The sequence below is a fragment of the Roseburia sp. 1XD42-69 genome (assembly GCF_003612565.1).
Classification (GTDB): Bacteria; Bacillota; Clostridia; order Lachnospirales; family Lachnospiraceae; genus Roseburia_B.
On the sequence record NZ_RAZG01000017.1, the window covers coordinates 1 to 17,610 of the forward strand.

The 17,610-nt window shown below is 44.4% G+C and carries 17 protein-coding genes; all 17 read right to left on the reverse strand.

Annotation, left to right across the window (positions count from 1 at the left end; all coding sequences use genetic code 11):
* Positions 1-158: 158 nt before the first annotated feature.
* Positions 159-563, reverse strand: coding sequence for a hypothetical protein (locus tag D7Y06_RS26525; RefSeq protein ID WP_199714689.1), 405 nt, complete (start codon positions 561-563; stop codon positions 159-161).
* Positions 564-824: 261 nt separating this feature from the next.
* Positions 825-1,601 (reverse strand): hypothetical protein, encoded by a 777-nt coding sequence (locus D7Y06_RS10315; protein ID WP_120407716.1) that lies wholly within the window; start codon positions 1,599-1,601, stop codon positions 825-827.
* Positions 1,602-1,618: 17 nt separating this feature from the next.
* Positions 1,619-4,249: a molecular chaperone gene (locus D7Y06_RS10320; RefSeq protein WP_147415627.1), complete on the reverse strand. Its 2,631-nt coding sequence runs from the start codon at positions 4,247-4,249 to the stop codon at positions 1,619-1,621.
* A gap of 31 nt (positions 4,250-4,280) precedes the next feature.
* On the reverse strand, positions 4,281-4,988 hold the full coding sequence (locus tag D7Y06_RS10325; RefSeq protein ID WP_120407718.1) for a hypothetical protein: 708 nt from the start codon (positions 4,986-4,988) through the stop codon (positions 4,281-4,283).
* Positions 4,985-6,343 carry a hypothetical protein gene (locus D7Y06_RS10330; protein WP_147415628.1) on the reverse strand — a complete coding sequence of 453 codons (1,359 nt, stop codon included), beginning with the start codon at positions 6,341-6,343 and terminating at the stop codon, positions 4,985-4,987. The genes D7Y06_RS10325 and D7Y06_RS10330 overlap by 4 nt, the downstream gene beginning before the upstream one ends.
* A complete protein-coding gene (locus D7Y06_RS10335; protein WP_120407720.1) occupies positions 6,297-8,096 on the reverse strand; it encodes a PP2C family protein-serine/threonine phosphatase in 1,800 nt (599 codons plus the stop codon). The genes D7Y06_RS10330 and D7Y06_RS10335 overlap by 47 nt, the downstream gene beginning before the upstream one ends.
* The gene (locus D7Y06_RS10340) at positions 8,071-8,934 is read right to left on the reverse strand and encodes a PP2C family protein-serine/threonine phosphatase (protein WP_120407721.1); all 864 of its coding nucleotides are present in this window, start codon (positions 8,932-8,934) and stop codon (positions 8,071-8,073) included. Before D7Y06_RS10340 ends, D7Y06_RS10335 begins: the two co-directional genes overlap by 26 nt.
* Positions 8,931-9,443, reverse strand: a complete 513-nt coding sequence (locus tag D7Y06_RS10345) for an FHA domain-containing protein (protein WP_120407722.1) — start codon at positions 9,441-9,443, stop codon at positions 8,931-8,933. The genes D7Y06_RS10340 and D7Y06_RS10345 overlap by 4 nt, the downstream gene beginning before the upstream one ends.
* Before the next feature lie 16 nt (positions 9,444-9,459).
* Complete coding sequence (locus D7Y06_RS10350) at positions 9,460-10,014, reverse strand: FHA domain-containing protein (protein WP_158591345.1); 555 nt, start codon at positions 10,012-10,014, stop codon at positions 9,460-9,462.
* A 4-nt stretch (positions 10,015-10,018) separates the two neighbouring features.
* The gene (locus D7Y06_RS28565) at positions 10,019-10,489 is read right to left on the reverse strand and encodes a DnaJ domain-containing protein (protein ID WP_120407724.1); all 471 of its coding nucleotides are present in this window, start codon (positions 10,487-10,489) and stop codon (positions 10,019-10,021) included.
* A 40-nt stretch (positions 10,490-10,529) separates the two neighbouring features.
* Complete coding sequence (locus tag D7Y06_RS10360) at positions 10,530-10,955, reverse strand: DUF4279 domain-containing protein (protein WP_147415630.1); 426 nt, start codon at positions 10,953-10,955, stop codon at positions 10,530-10,532.
* A 105-nt stretch (positions 10,956-11,060) separates the two neighbouring features.
* The gene (locus tag D7Y06_RS10365; RefSeq protein WP_120407726.1) at positions 11,061-11,504 is read right to left on the reverse strand and encodes a hypothetical protein; all 444 of its coding nucleotides are present in this window, start codon (positions 11,502-11,504) and stop codon (positions 11,061-11,063) included.
* Position 11,505: 1 nt separating this feature from the next.
* Complete coding sequence (locus D7Y06_RS10370; protein ID WP_120407727.1) at positions 11,506-12,597, reverse strand: UbiA family prenyltransferase; 1,092 nt, start codon at positions 12,595-12,597, stop codon at positions 11,506-11,508.
* Between the two features lie 25 nt (positions 12,598-12,622).
* On the reverse strand, positions 12,623-13,051 hold the full coding sequence (locus tag D7Y06_RS10375; RefSeq protein WP_120407728.1) for a membrane-associated protease 1: 429 nt from the start codon (positions 13,049-13,051) through the stop codon (positions 12,623-12,625).
* Between the two features lie 13 nt (positions 13,052-13,064).
* Complete coding sequence (locus D7Y06_RS10380; RefSeq protein WP_120407729.1) at positions 13,065-13,490, reverse strand: hypothetical protein; 426 nt, start codon at positions 13,488-13,490, stop codon at positions 13,065-13,067.
* 35 nt (positions 13,491-13,525) lie between these two features.
* The gene (locus tag D7Y06_RS10385; protein ID WP_120407730.1) at positions 13,526-15,709 is read right to left on the reverse strand and encodes a transcriptional regulator; all 2,184 of its coding nucleotides are present in this window, start codon (positions 15,707-15,709) and stop codon (positions 13,526-13,528) included.
* A gap of 50 nt (positions 15,710-15,759) precedes the next feature.
* The gene (locus D7Y06_RS10390; protein WP_147415633.1) at positions 15,760-17,565 is read right to left on the reverse strand and encodes a vWA domain-containing protein; all 1,806 of its coding nucleotides are present in this window, start codon (positions 17,563-17,565) and stop codon (positions 15,760-15,762) included.
* Positions 17,566-17,610: the final 45 nt, after the last annotated feature.

A 17,610-nucleotide genomic window follows, 5' to 3' on the forward strand; every position in this document is an offset into this window, starting at 1 on the left:
TCTAAACAAAGTGTCCCATTAAACCATTTTACATTTGCATTTGCATCATATTCTTTGATTATTGTGTTTGTGGAAATCCCCCCATCCTCAGGCATTTCATCTACCCACAGCCTCATCACACGATATTCATCTATTTTTTGATATTTAATCATATTTTCTTAGTGACTAATTCCCCAGTAATCAAACCATGGTGAACCAAACCATTCCGGCATAGATTCTATAACATCTGGATGATATAAATCAAACTCTGTTACGCCATATTTATCTAATGCAGCACCATGTGCTGTATCATAATCCATACCTTGATTCATTAATCTTGTTTCTTCAATTTCATGGCGATAAAATTCTGCATCTGGGCCCGTTAGTTCTCCTCTTTCTTTTAATATATTTTTAATTCTCTCAATCATGGCATCATTATAATCTGCCTGCATATCACCTGATAAATGTTTTTCAATTATATCTAATCCTTCTTTTGTTGGTTTTACAGAATTTCCATCCTCAATATAAACCCCTTCCTCTTCACCCCCTGCCGCATCACCTCCATCCGGCGGCTTACTCAACATCGCTTTCCCCGCCTGGGCCAGCATCTCAGCCGCCGCTTCAATCCCGATAATCTGCGGAATGCACTCTCCGACAATCCTGCATTAAAATCGCTTTCCCTTGTATAAGAGCCGGTAAGCTTGTCCTTCCCTGTTGTCTACATCTTCACACAGCTCCCAAAAAGGGTTATCTCCCCGCCTTCCATGGAGAGAACCGTAAGGCCGCACCCCGGTTCCGCTAAGGGATACCTGCCCCTTACAATATCCCGCATACAAAGCCTCCTTTTACTCCACCATCATCTTCCATTTCTTCCTCCCGGCGGAATCATCCTCCCAGCCCTCCCCGCTTCCGGACCTCTTTAAAATCCTGGCAAGTCCGCTGAAAATCGCCCCATTGCCCTGTTTCTTTAACTCTTTCCCTTCCCGCCATCCAATGTATGCGGCAAGCATTCCATTATCTGCCGGGCGCTCCCGTCCCAAAAGCTGCAGGCAAAACTGCACATCCTCCCCAGGAAGCCCTTTTATGGCAAGCATTTCCCGTGCAAAAGCCTTTGTAACTTCCGGGGATATGGCGCTCCCTCCTTTTACGGCATAGGGGGCGTGAATGACGTTTAAGGTGTCAAACTCCGTATCCCGGTCAAAAAAATCCTGGTACGCATACCGGAGCCTGGCCCCCTCCTGCAATTTAAAACGGCACAGCTCTATGCCGCCTTTTTCCCCTTTCTCTTCCTCCAGTATAAGCTCCATCTCCTGGTATAAAAGGCTGTGCTCCTCCTTCGGTTCTGAAATGTATAGTTTTAAAATTGTGGTGGTGTTTGTAGGGAAGTAAGAAACCTCCGCAGGCTCTTTAATAAAAAACATCTCCCCCTGATATAGCAGCGCCCCCTCATTTAAAATTATCCTGTCCTCTGTGGTGGTAAGTTCACACCCGGAAAGGATACCGTCCCCATACCCTTTGTGGAGAAGCTTTCCGGAAAGGTATGCATAATCGGAAAGAGCTTCTAACATATTCTTCCTTAAAATATGGGCTTCCTTAAAAACAGGTATCGCCTGTATCATCATAGATAATTTTCACTCCTTTACTTTGTTCCGTCAAAGAAATTTGTCATCCAGTTTTCCGTCTCGAATAAAAACAAACGGTCCGGCCCAAGCATAAGCTGTTCCTCTTCCCTTAGGACAGGGACCACAAGAAATCCCCACCGGGCCTCGTCCGCCAGCACAAAGGAGCGCAGCTCCCGGTTCATAATAGAATCCACCTCATCCTGAATAATCATTCCCTGGTATTTCTCCACAATTTCCTCCGCCTCGGCAGGATTAAATTTTCGTGGATTAAAGGAACAGCTGTATTTATACCGCTCCTGTCCCCCTGCATCCTTTAAATATAGCTGCAGGGTAAGGTCCGTCATGTTACGTGAGATATACCCCTTCGTCTGTTTCCGGTCCAGGCTGTTAATTAATATGCGCTCCTCCCCGGTGTGGGTCTTTGCCGTGACGATATAGGGGAATGCGGGCTGTTCGCTTGTGATGGCAACATCTGCAAATCCGAAACGCTTATCTTTGATATATTTTATGGCCCCATCTAAGCACATTAGTTTTAAGCCGTGGTCATCTTTCCCGAAAGCGGCGCTCTTTGAGGATTCAATTACTTTTCCTGGAATAAACTCCTTTAAGGCATCCCGAAATAAATTAATTTTGCAGGACTGCCCCGTAAGGCGCATGATGGAATATTCATAGAGCCTTCCATCCTCGTAAGGGCCTTCGATAAACCGTTTTACCAGACGGTAGATATCTCCCTTTAAGAGCCGCCCCATCTGGCTGACATTAAAATACAGGGTGGGAAAATCCTTTATTACCGTAAGTCCCCTCTCCCCGTAGACGGAGAGTTTAAATCGGTCTGCAAAAATGGCTGCCGTTCCCATCTCTTTTGGGGGTTTAGAGCCCACTGCCACACGAAGGGCTTCCCGCCTCCCGTAAAATGCCTTTTTCATCTCCTCCGCCAGTTCAAATAAAAAATAGAAATTATTTTTTACTGCAAAATACTCACTGTTGCTCCTGTGTTCATATTCCTTAAACCGGGTAGGAATAAACTCCTCGGCTTTTTGGTATTCCTCCTCCAGTGCGCAGTATACGCTCCCCGCCCCTTCCCTGTCTATCCTGCGGAATATATCCGTGCCCATTTCCCGGATAATATCTTCCGGCTCCAAAAGTTCCATATCCCCTTTGCCAAAAGCATTCCCTAATTCTTTGGCTGCGGCAATTTTTAAAAGCTGCATCACACGGTAGGTTAAATTGTTTCCCCCAAAATCCGTATCCCCATTTTCATAGGCCGTGGCAATCCGGATGCGGTAGGACACTCTGTGGCTAATTATGGAAAAATGGCTGGAGGTAAGGTCTGTGGTGCCCCCGCCGCAGTCTATAATTAGTGCCCGAAGTTCCCTGCCGTTTACAAAACGGTTTTTTGCGATAAGTTCTGAGATAGAGTTATATAGAACCGCCACTCCTTCATCCAGCATATCTTCCTCCATAATCTCATACCCTGGAAAAATGTCCTTAAAAAGCCTTAGAAACAATTTTTTCTGTTTCACTGGTGCTGTTAAATGCAGGCTTCTAAAAGTGCATTTAAACTTCTGGGTGGCACAGGATATGACATACTCTAAAAAAGCCCGGATAATCTCCTTCCTTTTTACAAAACACCGCCGTCCTCTCTGGTCCACAAGTTCTTCTTCTTTCTCCGGGTCGCTAATCCACCGCTTTATATCATAAAATACACAGAATCCCTCGTCTATGTAACTGGAATGCAGCATCTCCTGGGCCTCATATCCAAAAACATACCGGATTTTTTCCCCGTCAATCCCCAACACCCCCACCGCTGAGGGGAGGAGAGGTGTCTCCCTGCCGTCCTCCCCGGGAAAAGTCACATAATTTGCCTCATTTTCTTTTAAGGCCTCCCTTGCCGGGTCCCCGCTTAACCATTCCAGATAACTGGAATCTAAGTATATTCCGGCCGTGGTATTCGTAGTGCCAAAATCTATGGCAAGGGGCATATCCATCTCTAAAAGTTTCCGCACTTTAAAATCCATGACCGGAGCCTCATAAAAATCCAGATGCTCCGGATACATATCATATCCGGTCTCATACAGATGATACAGCCATTCGGACTGTCCCCGATTCATGCAGTACAGACGGTAACTTTTTATTCCGGACTCCCTGCAGGGAATTTTTTCCGACTTTGTCAGGTACAGTCTGTCACCCTTCCCCCCAAGGGAACGAATGTTAAAGATAGCGCACACTTCCCCTCCGCTTACCAAAAGCGCGTTGGTGTCTGCAATCTCTTTCTTATACCCGATAGCCAGCCCGTCAGAGCAGGTGACTGCAATCCCCTGATAGGTGACGATTTTTGCACATCCCCTTAAAGGCTCCGAGGCAATATGGATTCTGGCAGTTTTTAATATCTCCTCCAGGCGTTTTATTCCTTCTTCTCTGTACTCCGTTATAAAAAGACCGTCTTTCCTTCCCCTGAAGCGCATAATCTGACGGATTAATTCATCTTTGTCCATGGGCGCCTGGATGCCGTTTATAATCCGCTCCTTAAAGCAGATATCCCGAAGCTGGAACGTAGTCATAAGTTCCAGTTCGCTTTTGCTGTAAGAACGGTATTCCTGTTTTGTTTTGTCCTGGTTCAGTGTATACGTGTACTTATCTATATGCATTTCCCTTCCCTCCCCGGGTAAAAACAGCTCTTTAGTACAGGGCAATTTCATCTGTTATCATGGTGCCCTCCACGCCGATAATCCCAAAATGATACTCGAAGAAAACCCGAAGTTCGTATCCCACAGGCAGAAACATATCTGTTACAAACCTTAGCCTCCCTGCCTCCCTGTCGTTTTCCCTGATATTTATGTATAGAAGCAAATTTTTTCCTTCATTTTTTATCTGATAAAGCAGGGCATCTGGATATAAAACAAGCAGAGCCCTGCGGAATAATCCCAGGGATGAGCCTGTCTCCATCTGGCATAATGCCAGGGCTGCCAGGCGTTCCTGCTCTGACTTTTCTATCCGGTTAAAATTCTTTGCCATCCCGGAAAAGAATATCCCCTCCCGAAGCTCCTTAGCAATTTTTCTGATATACATCTCCCGCTTTGTAAGGCCGTGCCTTAAGTCTGCATAGAGAATTGCATGCAGTGCGGTATCGATAAAAAAGACACCGAACTCATGGTACTCCTCCTCTGTGAGTCCAGAGTTTTCCTGCATTAGAATATCCTGAAAAATATCTGCAAAACGATACAGTAAATTTAATTCTATCTCAGGGGATGTCACCTTTGTCTCATTGACGCAGGAAAAAGACTGTTCAAAAAAAGGGCTGCACTCTTTGGCCTGCCGGAAAAACAACTCTCCTTCTTTATACCCCTGCTCCTTTGCCCGAATCACAATATCCCATAAAAAATTCAACCACCTGATCCCCCTTTTACTATTTTTCCCACACAACAATAATCCGGGAAAATTCTCTGTACCTGAGTCACCAGAAAGCTCATAATGTCCTCATTTAAATAATTTTCCTCATCTCTGGCCTCAAAACAAATCACAAGAACCGCTCTCTGATTCCCGGTCCGTATTTCATCTTCCATAAAACTGTCCATATTATAGTTACAGGATATGCATTCCTCCGGAACAGAACTTAAGATTTCAAAGTCAGAAAAAACAAGGTAATCCCCATATTCAAAAGATTCCATAAGCCTTGCCATCTCCCCCCGGGTTTTAATGCTCTTTTTGTACATTTCCGTTATGCTGCCGGAGAAAGTGTCTTTATACTGGTTGGATAACACGGGGTAAGGATAATTTCCCATGTTCTCATTTTGATGTACTTCGTAGAGATGCCAGTCACAGGGCCTTGGAATGGGACAGGTGATATACAAATCCCCGTTAAGCCTGCGGATATTTGTGATTTCCACCCCCGCATCCCTCACCAGATAACCACAGTCCGGTCTTAACCTCTGGGAAAAAAACTGATGCTCATAGTTAATTTTGTCGATACAGGGATTGGGGTATGTGCTGGTTTTTTCCTTGATAGGTTTCAGATTCCAAAGGGGAACTCTCCTATACTCTATACAGGAAGCAAACTCTTCAAAATCCACCTCAATCTCCTGAATCTCCTCCTCATCCTCTGTTCCTTCCATAGAGTAAAGATACACATCCAGAAGCTTTGTGAGATAGGCTGTACACACAGTAAGCCAGGGTTTAAAATTTACTCCAAAGGAAACATAAAGCTCTTCTATCATTTTAAGATATTCCCTGTTCTGCCTTACAAGAAAAACTCCCCGGTACTCTCCCTTGAGAGTTTTTATGCATCCGGAAAAATATCGCTCTCTTTGGTTTAAAAGAGAATAAACCCGGGTGGCGCTGTCTTTTAAAAATACGGTAAAGAGCTTAACCTCCTCCCCTTTTCCTAAGGTTTCTTTTATTTCCTGACAGGAGATGTTTTCTTCTTTCGTATCCTCATCTCTCATAGGGTACAAAAAAGTATCCGTGGCATCATAATGCTCCTTATCTGTCATGGATATATAGACGGCATACCTGTTCTGCTCTCCCTGGCACTCTTTTAAAATATCATTTTCCAGTTTGTCAAAAGCCTCTTTACTGTAGGCATAAACAGCGGAAAGGATATCCCCCACCGTCTGTTTAAACATGCGGCGCTGGTCTAAATCCGTAATTTCCATCATTCTTTTTTCTATGTACTCTTCCATGCTAAAATCCTGTTTTTCATCCATCTGTGACTTCCCCGCCCCCTGACTCTTGTCCCGGCCCATTCCCGGCATCCATGTCTATTTCAAGTCTTTCAATTTTCCGGCTGATTTCTTCTACTTTATCCTCCATATCCAAAGAGGCATAAATATCTTTTGCCAGCAGGTAGTACTTCTTTGCAGAGACATAATCTTTTTTATCTTCTGCGCTTTCCCCCTGCATCACATACCGCTTAGCCTCCTGCTCCTTTGCCTCTCTCTGGTCAATTTTCTCTTCCACCGTATCCAGCTTATCTTCCATAGCCTTGCTCTGGGTCTTATCCCCCATCTCATCATAGGCCTGCTTCGCAGAGAGGTAAAATACCCTTGCGCTCTCATAATCTCCCTGGGCAAATGCGGCGTCTCCCTGGGCGGTGGCATTGGCTCCTGCCTCCTGCTTTAAAAGCTGGTCTTTCCGCTCCTGTTCCTCTTCCTCTTTCTGCTCCTTTTGGTCCTCATAAAGCTTTTTTAAGGCTTCGATTGCCTCCGTCCTTCCCTCATCAAAATATACGGCTCCTGCGGTAGCCTTTGCCTCCAGATACTTTTCCTCCGCCTTGTCATACTGCAGGTTGAGGGCCAGAGTATCCCCCAGGTTTAAAAGGTCATATACAGATAAATATTCCGCTGTCAAGGCAAGCCTTTCATAGATATAATCAAGGCCCAGGCTGTCCACATAGCGGGAGCGGTTCGCCGCTTCCTTATACATGTTCTGCGCATCCACAAATTGGTTGTCCGAGAGCTTTTCCTCAGCCAAAAGCACCGCCTCAATTAATTTCTGGTAGTCCCCCAGCTTCTTTTCCATGGCGTGGTCCCTTAATTTCTCCGCCAGCGCCATAGACTCTTCACATCTCTCCTGCGCCCGTACATAATTGTCTATCTGGATATACTCAATGGTATCCGCAAATCCCTGCCCCAGCTGTATACGCCGTTCCACCCTTTTGTTATGGAGGACAACCAATATCACAGTGAGGATAATTAAAATTACAAGGATAGGGATCATGGTCATAATCATTCTCTTAATTCTGCGTTTCTTATTTGGGTCTATAAAGACTTTATCCACAAATATGGTGACAAAGGTATATTTGCCCAGATTTTCCGGCTGCCTGGACAAAAGCAGCTCCTCCACGTCATCCACCAGTTCCTGGGGGTCATTGCCTGCGTCTGAAAAAACATCCAAAAGCTCCCCGCCATCCACATTTTCCCAGATACCCCGGGTAAACACTGCAATAGCGTCCGTGTTCATAAGCTTTATCTTTTTTGAGATAAAGGGGTGGAACTCTTTTTCCTGCCCCAGATATGCGTACAGGTTATTCCGCTCTTCATGCAGCGCCACTTTATCCTGCTCTACCCTCTCCTCCTTGACATAGTCCATGGTGAGGGACTGGTCTGTTGACTGGCATTTTAAAAATCCGTCGCGGTACAGGCAAAGCCTCACATTTCCCGCCTGTCCATACCTGAAATTTGCATAGTCTGTCAGCACTATCATAACGGAGGCTTTTAACTTTAGTTTACTGTTTTCCGTGAGCAACGCTTTATTTGCGGCATTTAAGCATCGGCGCATAACCCGCCTTCCAACTCCCGGGCTCTCTGAAAATGCGCTTACCACAGCCGCCACGGAAATTTTTGCCCCCTGGGCATCCATTTGGTCATCGATTCCGTCCGCTACCACATAACAGGCAAAATCATCCAATTCCACAAATCCAAAATAGTCTGTATTTTTTATATTATTATCTGCCTCCGAGGTAAAGGCCGTCTTAAATTCCGAATTTTGCTTTCGCATATGTGTCAGCTCCCTTTCCCATTCCCAGAAGGATGATGCTGGCATTATCCTTTTCCTCCCCGGGATGCCGGTTCACTAATTCTATGATGTCATACGCCATCTGCTGGCAATCTAAATCACTTTTTAGAACTGCCTCTATCTCCCGTACACCCAGCAGATCATAGATTCCGTCACTCATCAATACCACAATATCCCCTCGCTTTAGCTTCACAGGGGCGTCAAAAAGTTCTATATCCTTAAACCCATCCTGTCCCAGATAATTGTAAAGCCTCTTATTTTCAAGGAGGGCCAGTGCATCTTCACGGGAAATTGTCCCCTCATGAAATTTCTGTTCCGCCAAAACAGCCACGGTATGGCCGGTGGAAATCGGAATGAGGTTTCCCTCCCGGTACACGCATATTTTAACATTCCCCACCTGGGCATAATATAGATAGCCTGCGGCAAGGAGCACACATCCCAGGCTGGCGGAACCCCTGTTTTCATCCCCCAGGGCTTTTAAAATTTCCAGGTTTGCATTGTGGAAAGATTTCCGGAAAAAATACTGTGGATTGTGGAAGGCATTATAATCGCCGAACAAATCCATACAAGTGTCCACGGCAATGCGGCTGGCAATCCGTCCCCCATACTCTCTTCCCGCCCCGTCAGAAAGCACTGCCAGAACTCCGGCCTTTGTCTCCATAGTTCCAACCTGGTCTTCTTGAACCTGCCGCCTTCCAATGGTCATGCTCTTGCCGATATCCGGTATCCTCTCCCTAACCGGCTTTTTAATAAACAGCTTGATAAAATCTAATATAAAAATGCTCACGCCAAGCAAAGAGATACACACATAATTTGTCATTCCGGTTCACTTCCCCACATAAAATTGTTGCCGCAAAATGGTATAAACACAAACACAGACTTTCCCAGTTCGATTTTGTCATAGGGATTTAAAGACGTGGGTACATAAACTGCATTTTCATTCAGGTAAACCAAACCATTGGAATCCCCGGGCAAAAGCACGGTTTCCTTCTTCTTGGGGTCAAACACAATAACGGCATGGTTTCTTCTGGAAATCTCATTGTCCCCTAAAATCTGGATATCCATGTCATCCGCCCTTCCCACAAAATTTTTGCCGGAGATAATTTTATAATCTTTTCCCTGGCGGGGTCCTGAAATACACACAATCCACCCGCACACAGGCTTCACGTCATCTTTAAACAATTCTTCCTCAATATCAATCTCTGTTTTTCCCGTTTCCTTTTTCTCCTGGGTGGCAGTTTCTATATTGCAGTATGGACAAATTGTCCCATATCTCTTTTTGCTGAACATATGCCCGTTTTGGCAGCGGATTAAATTTGACTGTCCCATGTTTCCCTCCAAGTATTTATAATATTTGCAGCCTGGTTGGCCCTATAAAAATAATATCCCCCAGTTCCAGCCTGCAGGGTTTCCCGTAGGAAATTTTATATTTTTTTCCGTCGCTTTTTTTAATACTGACTCCGTTTTTTGTGGAAATGTCTTCTATGTACCATGCACCGTTAAAATAATTTAAAACCGCATGCTCCACATCAATCATGCTGGCGTAAGTGGTATTATTTAAATCTACTGTGACGCTGTTTTCCCCAGTATCCCGGCCAATAACAATACCGTTTTTCCCGTAAATATCCCATGCGGCAAGGGGTTCCCCTTCCTCGTTTAAAAGGGAAAGCTCCGTGGCCGTCCCCTCCGGTATCCGCATCTCGTAAAGCAGCGGCGACGTTTCCTCTTCCATGTATAATACGCCGCTCCCTTCCGGCAATACCACATGGATAAGCCCCACCAAAACGGCAATGGCTGCCCAGGTAAACCCCTGCTCCCATCCCATCTCAACCAAAACCAGGATGGCAATTACAAGGCAGATAACTAGAATACTGTAATTGATTTTTCTCTTAAGATTCATGCCGCTACCTCTTAATTCCCATAAATGCTTCAAAAAGATTTGTGGTATCCAAAGGGTTGCCTGCATTTGCCCTGGATTTTAACTTTTCCGGATTTACCACATCTTTTGTCTGGGGATTGAAACCGAAAAACTGTTCAAAGTTTCTGGAAATGTTTTCAAAATCCACCTTTGCCCCTTCATTTCCAAAGGATGCCTTTGTTCCCTGCCGGGATTCCCTGCCCATCCCGCCGCTTTTGCCGCCGTTCGTTTTTTGCTGTCCTGCCTGACTGGAAAATTCCTCATCATATTTCTTTCGTTTTGCCGGGTCTGAGAGGATTGTATATGCCTCCGTTATCTCCCGGAAACGTGCTTCGCATTCTTTGTCTCCGGGGTGGGCGTCAGGATGGTATTTCTTTGCCAGCTTCCGGTAAGCCGCCTTTATCTGCGCCTCATCTGCATCCCTTGCTGTCCCAAGGATTTTGTACCAGTCGTTCATAGTGTGCCGCCTTTCTCAAATCTTTTGTATAAGGTCTTTTTTAATATACATAAATATCAAAAGTTATCAAAGCTTCTAATTTCCCAAAGTAACCTACAATGTAAGGAGAAAGGGTAATATCTGGCAAGCCCATATCCTCCCCATGAATTACAATGCACAAACTCTTTTTCAAACCGTATCTCTTACAAAACTCCATCAGAACTTGTTCTTTGCCTTCTATTTGAGAAATTATTCTTCTAATAGGTGTTTCTATCTGTAAACACAATTCTTCTTTTTCGGATATACACCACTCATACACAGGCTGTAACTCTTCTGGAATATGTACGTTATTTTTTACCGCTTCCGGCCAATCCTCAAGACTTCTCGTTTCACTGGGCGATATGTTCAATTCTTCTGTTAACATACTTAAATCAAAATCTTTTCCTGAAATCACAAAACTTACTTCAACTTTTGGTAACATGTCCATAATCAACTTTCTCTTCCTTATGTCCTAATAATCTTTTATTGTATCTTCTACATTCTCCAAATATCATATTCACCAACTAATGTATCATTTTTAATTGAAAGAATTTTAATATCCCTTATATTTATTTAAAAAATCTACGAGGGTAAGTGTTCTTATATCAGATAAAATTTCTTCATCTTCTTCCCACCAAGTATCTCCTAAAAATTTCTTACTATCCGCATAGAGCCAAGGAAAAATTTCACTTTGGGTATCATATATTTGCATATCGAAATGATACAAATAAATATGTTCATCAAGTACAACGCCAAAATTAGGGTTAATAATATACATCCATGCAAAATATGAACTTTTCTCCCCTGTTCTAAATCTATTATATTCCTGAAATAAAAAATCGTATGTTATATGTTCTTCTTTATATATTTTTATTAATACTTGTTCTTTTCCTATTCTAAAGATCAAGTCATTCAAAGTTTCATTTTCTTTAGCTTCATGTATAATTGCTGATGAAACACTTCCTACAATCTTTGTCCTAATAACTACTTTTCTCAATTTAATCCCCCCATGTAATATGCACTCTAAATTTTTGCTTTTTACTATATATATTAATATGATCTATATTTCCAGTACTTCCATTAATCGGATGACTATCAAAATGCCATCCTTCACTACTTCTGTTTCCCGCCGTTTCTTGTTTGAAATCTGGGAACTTTTTCTTTATAAATTCTACAGCTTCTTCTTTTGTTCTAAATTTTACATCCTTCCCACCAAGCACTTCTTCTTTCATTTTATTCGCCTGCTGATTAGATAAATGCTGTTTAAAATCCTTTTTACCACCTTTTTCAAACTCAACCCCTTCCTTACTCTCCCCGCCTTCCCCTGACTTCATCGCAGCCGCAAGCAATGCGGCCATACTCCCAATACCCAGTACCGCCTCTCCCAAACCAGCTGCTTCCACTGCACCTGCCATTGTCCCGCCTGAAGTCCCTGCAGTCACAATAGATGGAATACTGCTTGATATCCCCCCGGCCATACCTATCAATTCATAACCGGAAAGCAGGCCCGCAAATACCACAGCTCCCGCTGCTGCACCTTTAAACTCCCCTGCCGTCCTCTCCAAATAGAATTGTGCCCAGCTACGTTCTCTCCCGGCAGCCCTGTCACTGTCAAGAGTTTTCATATAACCATATGACGAGATGGCAGCTCCGGCCAACACACAACCCAGCCCTAAAAGGGGCGTTGCCGCACCAAATGACATAAAAGTTGCAACCACGCCTGCGACAATGGCTACGCCTGCCAGAACCCCAAGTACCACGGTATCCGCCATGCTTATATAATACATGGTATCCGCTTTCTCTTCCACCAATTTTTCATGCAAAAAATCCTTAATGGGTTCAAAAAAATCCTCTCCCGATGTCTTTATCACCGTATGGCTCCCAAAAAGGTGAATCTCACTGCCCTCCATGCTAAAGACGGTTAGCCCGCATCCAGGCTCTGCCACTGTATAGGTTTTCTTAAAAATCTCCGACATAGCGCTCTGCCTTTCCTTTGTATTTATCCAGGCCATTTTCCGAAAAATAGCTTGGATAAATACAAATCCCTGGACAGGGATTTTATTTTCAGGGAAAGGCACGTCTACTGACATGCCTTTCCTCTCCTGCATAAAACCCTTAAGCGCCGATATAGCCGCCCTCAATCTCGATTTTATCCAGCTTATCTTTTTTCTGTTTAATGGTAATGGTAAACTGTCCGATACCGTCGCTGTTGGAAAAATCTTCTTTATAATCCACTACGAAGGCCCGGGGGAAGCTGTACTTCCTTTCCACAAGCCCTGCATTTAATATCTCAACTTCCACCTGGCGGTAAGCCAAAGCCTCCTCCGCCGGAACCACTGACCACAGGGCAAGCTGCCTGGTGCTGTCAAAGGGGTCCCCGTCTGTGGAAACAAGAATCTTTCCGGAAATTTCCAAGGTACTTCCCACGTCTTTTGTCCTGGCATTGGAATCCAATGGGATATCCGTGCGGAATTTTATTTTCTGCACACACTCTTTTGCAATTTCAAAACTGGATGCTCCGTTTACTGTTACACGTAATGACATATGTACTCACCTCCTATTCGCTGAATCCGCCTTCAATTTTTGTCATCTTGGTTAAATCTTTCTTCTGCTTCACATGGAGATAAAATGCTCCCACGCCTGTCTCATCGTCAAGCTCTTCCTCATACTCCATCACAAAAGCATTGGGAAGGGTAAACTGCCTTACAATCTGCCCTGCTGCAACCACATCCACTTTTACATTGCGGTAAGCGTCTGCGCTCTCACTGGGCACCACGCTCCATTTTGCCATGTTAATGGTGGCATCCTGTGCCTCTGCCCCAAGGGAAAAAAGAAGCTTGCCCCGGATTTTTAAGGCTGTGCCGTTATCTGTTGCCCTGGCATTGGAATCCTTTGGAATATCAGAAAAAAATTCCACACTGGTTACACACTGTTCTGTCAGGTTCACTGGACCTGAGCCGTCAATCGTTACTCGAAAACCCATAAACTGTTCCCTCCTGTCATCTACCTGTTTTTTCTTTATACACCTGTCACACGGTTAATCTGGACTTCCAGATTTCTCGGACTGCCGTTAAAGGACAATGTCAACTCACAGATTCCATTGTCTTCGTTGATGTCATACTCTACGCTGTCCCCCTCTGCGATAATTGCATTGATACAATCCTTTTTTGACAGCCACTTACTTTTCTGGCTCCTGGGGTTGTTGGAGAAGAAATCTTTGATATTATCTTCCTTGAAATCTCCCGTCACATACCTTAGAATCCGTTCCATGTAAGTTGTAACCTGTGTTTTATATACCGGCTCATAAGTGGAATGTTCGGAATCGTATAAAAGGTTCCTGGCCTTATAAACCGTTATATTCGTTATTGCCATCCCATTTGCGGATGCATTTTCGGATGCAAAAACCCAGCCGAAATTCTTCTGGTTTATCTGGGTCTTAATTGTATTTGTAAAGCCGGTTATCTCCTTTGGCATTGTGGTGTAGGCCATCAGAGAATTATTTCCCGCCTCTATGTCAAACCTTACCCCCGGCAGTTCCAAATCTGTTTTTGCCTTTGTTGTAATAAAATGATTCTTTATATATTCGGGGCACTGGCATGCTGCCCGGAAACCTGCCGCCACATAGGCGCCGCTGATATAAACCCCTTCTATCCAAAGCCGGATGACATCCTCCTTGGCCTCGGAGAGTTCCACCCCATTGTCATCCGTGACATGCATTCTGCTGTCTAATACCACACCGGATTTATTCTTGGGAAGTATGGTGAAATTCGGCAGCACAGGTATGGCAAACTCACTGTAGGGTTTCCCCATAAGGGGTGCGCACCGCTCCATGATTTTTTCCACGCCCTCCGCCGCTAAGGCGTTGAAAGTTGTCTCCTCCCGGTTCTCAAAGGAAAAAAATGTCTCCACCCGGTAATCCTTAAAGACGTTTAGCAGTATGCTTAAGGATTCCATGCTGTACACATCGGTTCCCGCCTTTTTTACATTTCCCTGGAATCGCTCTCTGTGGATTTTGTTGGTCACATTCTGGCTCCAGGACACATTGGGATAAATAGCGTACCATATCGTATCATTAAAATTGTTCTTGCTGTTTGTGGTATTTAAGAATGTAATGAGCCGGGGAATATTTGGGCTCTTTGCCAATATGTCCGGGGAAATATTGGCCACAACAAGGGTGGGCGCCATGCCTTTTGTCTTTGTTTTATACTGGTCAAAAAACATGCGGATTCCCAACAGTTTTTCTACCAGGGGTTTTACCACTTTAATAAAGTTGTCCTTTGACGTGCGGTAAAATTCCAGATAGGAATTATAATTTGCCACTTCCGTCTCCACGTCGATTTCCGTTGGAGTGGTTGCCGTTAAGGGACAGAAGGTGCGCACTACCAGATTCTGCACGTAGTTGTTGGGAGATTCGTTCACCGACTGGTAATCCTCCGCCAACACTTCCACAAGGCCTGCTGTAACCTCATCATCTACCACCGCCAGACTTGTGGATTCCTCCTTGGGCGCTTCTAAAATTTTCAGTTCCCCATTCTCACCCATGGTGAGAAGACCTGCCACAACGCCTTTTCCCTTATCCTTCTCGCCGCCGCCTCCCAGCAATAGCCTTGTCTTGATATCCTCGATTGCCAGGGGAAGCATGGCCATAATATTGTTGTAATTCTTGCTGGCGTCCTCAAAAAGTAAATTCAGCTTGTCCCCCAAATCCAGTTTTGCAGGATCTCCGTCTTCCAGAGCTGCGTATTTACTGTAATTGAACTGGATTTCTTTCCTTACCAGCTTGATATCCTCCATAACTTTCTTCGGCGATATCATTTCCAAAAGCTTTTCAAAATGAAACTCCACATTTAAAAGCCCCTGGGCTTTTCTGGAATCCATCACTGTCAAAATCGTCTTAAAAAAACTGTCATAGTCATTTAAATTGATCGGTGTCAGCATAGACGGTGGAATATTTTCCGGGCGCTCCAATGTATACTTCACCGACTGGGAACCCGCGTCAAAAAATGACCACACCGTAGGCTCAAACTTCCGCTCCATTTCCTCATAGCTGTGGCACTCCAAATGCTGGTTGATTTCCCGCATCTGATCGTCGCTTAAGCTGTCCAGACCCTTTACATCCCCCACCAATGTGAGAAGATCCATTTTGTCCGGATTAATCATATCAAGGAGAAGCGTGCGGTTTGTCTGATTAATTATCTCCATGTTCTTTCACTCCCTTGTACTGGTAATATTTACTTAAACCCGTCCAAATTCTAATACATCTCCGACGGTTTTAAATCTTTATACTGAAACGTCAGTTCACTAATCTCATCCTCAAAGGTAATATCCACTTTTGATTCTGTAAAAAGCTGGTAACTCTTCTTTTTCATAAGAATCTCCCCGCTCTTCATAATGCAGCAGTCAGACTGGTTGGTTAATATAATGCTCCTGCCCTGCCCGGAGCTTAAATAGATATTCTCCGCTCCCAAAAAATGCTCTTTAATGCCACAGTTTTCCAGTATTTCCGCTATGGAAACCACCCGGTTTGCAGGCAGGCGGAACAGGTCGTAGGCCAAAGGGCTTATGTCATACCCTGATTTTGTCCTGGTTATATAAATATTCAGCCTTCCCACGTAGCTGGAATTTCCGGATACGGGACGGTCCGGCTCTTTTGGTGCAAATCCTGTCCTGGGCGTCTTTCTCCTGAAGAGAAGCAAAATTATCAATATAAGAAAAAGTACCCCTAAAACAACTGCGCCATACAGCTCATAGGGCGGAGGCTCCGGCTCTTCTACCGGAAGTAAATCCGGCCCTTTCAGTGAAACTTCCACACCCTCTATATCCAATACATTTGCAGGAAACGCCTCACAGGCAAAGGAGACGTGTTTTGTATCATCTCCCGTCACCTTTTCTGTGACAGTAATCCCCCCGGCCTCCAAGGTTTTCTCCTCCCTTTTTCCATTCACCGTTACGGACATTTTACTGTGGTTAAAATATTCTTCTGTCCACAGCCGCAGGCTCTCATTTTCTGCGTCATAAAAAGAATAGGTAACCTCCGCTTCCCTGTCATAGAAAAGAGCGCCTTCTTCTTTTGGCACACTGTCTTTATAAGAAACATCTGCCTTTGCCAAAACATGATACTCCGGTATCAGGGTAATTCTCACCTGGCTTTCCGGCGTCCCCTCAAAGCTCATGTCAAACTGGTCCCCTTTCGGATTATTGACTTCAATCAGGGAATAACGCTCCCCGCCTATCTGTCTGGCATTTTCCGCTGTAAAGTTGGTTTTCAGACTGCCTATGGGGGATCCGCTGGTTAAAAGCACACGGACAGTGCCTGCATGGGCAAAGGGCATGTCAATCTTTACATTTTCTGTTTCATCTCCCACATCCACAATAGCCGCCGTCGTCTGTTTTATGTGTAACTCTTCCTCTGTAATAGAGTCAATAGATCCCTGTATATCCAAAGCCTGGGGGGAATAGTAAACTCCTCCCCCTGTCTTTTTTGCTGCCTGAAAAATGGAATTTCCCGTATCTTCCATTTCTTCCCCAAGGCCGATTACATGAATCCTGATTTTATTTTCCGCCGCCTCTAAAACCGCCTTCTGGTAAATTTCTTCCGACTGGGATGTAGTTTCCTCATCTTCCATTAGAATTTCTCCATCGGAGAGGAGAATAATATCCTTTTCCTCCGCATTGGAATTTTTCAGCATCATAACCGCTTCATTTAATCCTGCCCCCGGATTGCTGTAACCGCTATATTCCACGGCCTGAGCCGCCTCCATAATTCTGCTTCTCTGGGAATTTCCTAAAAAACCCTGAAGTGCGGAGAGCTCAGAACTGTACGCCGCAAAGCCCACATCATAGTTTGTGGGCAGGGTATAGATAAGCTGTGCAATACTGTCAATGGCGTAACGATTCGGGTCGTTGGTCTTCATGCTACCACTGACATCCAGCAGGAATACTACCGCTTTTTGGCCATTTTTATCAGATGCCTGTGCCGGAAAAGATGCCAGGACGAAAACCAGGAAAACCAATATCATCATAAAAAACCTGCTATGAATCTTATTCTTGTTATTCACCTAGATTTCCTCCCAAATAAAACATTAGGAACGTATTTCCTTTTT

Coding starts and splice junctions, on each gene's coding strand:
- D7Y06_RS28565 (WP_120407724.1), bottom strand. CDS start 10,489: ATGAACGACTGGTACAAAATCCTTGGGACAGCAAGGGATGCAGATGAG.
- D7Y06_RS10320 (WP_147415627.1), bottom strand. CDS start 4,249: ATGCATATAGATAAGTACACGTATACACTGAACCAGGACAAAACAAAA.
- D7Y06_RS10330 (WP_147415628.1), bottom strand. CDS start 6,343: ATGGGCCGGGACAAGAGTCAGGGGGCGGGGAAGTCACAGATGGATGAA.
- D7Y06_RS10385 (WP_120407730.1), bottom strand. CDS start 15,709: ATGGAGATAATTAATCAGACAAACCGCACGCTTCTCCTTGATATGATT.
- D7Y06_RS10370 (WP_120407727.1), bottom strand. CDS start 12,597: ATGTCAGTAGACGTGCCTTTCCCTGAAAATAAAATCCCTGTCCAGGGA.
- D7Y06_RS10375 (WP_120407728.1), bottom strand. CDS start 13,051: ATGTCATTACGTGTAACAGTAAACGGAGCATCCAGTTTTGAAATTGCA.
- D7Y06_RS10340 (WP_120407721.1), bottom strand. CDS start 8,934: ATGACAAATTATGTGTGTATCTCTTTGCTTGGCGTGAGCATTTTTATA.
- D7Y06_RS26525 (WP_199714689.1), bottom strand. CDS start 563: ATGTTGAGTAAGCCGCCGGATGGAGGTGATGCGGCAGGGGGTGAAGAG.
- D7Y06_RS10315 (WP_120407716.1), bottom strand. CDS start 1,601: ATGATGATACAGGCGATACCTGTTTTTAAGGAAGCCCATATTTTAAGG.
- D7Y06_RS10350 (WP_158591345.1), bottom strand. CDS start 10,014: ATGAATCTTAAGAGAAAAATCAATTACAGTATTCTAGTTATCTGCCTT.
- D7Y06_RS10335 (WP_120407720.1), bottom strand. CDS start 8,096: ATGCGAAAGCAAAATTCGGAATTTAAGACGGCCTTTACCTCGGAGGCA.
- D7Y06_RS10345 (WP_120407722.1), bottom strand. CDS start 9,443: ATGGGACAGTCAAATTTAATCCGCTGCCAAAACGGGCATATGTTCAGC.
- D7Y06_RS10380 (WP_120407729.1), bottom strand. CDS start 13,490: ATGGGTTTTCGAGTAACGATTGACGGCTCAGGTCCAGTGAACCTGACA.
- D7Y06_RS10360 (WP_147415630.1), bottom strand. CDS start 10,955: ATGGACATGTTACCAAAAGTTGAAGTAAGTTTTGTGATTTCAGGAAAA.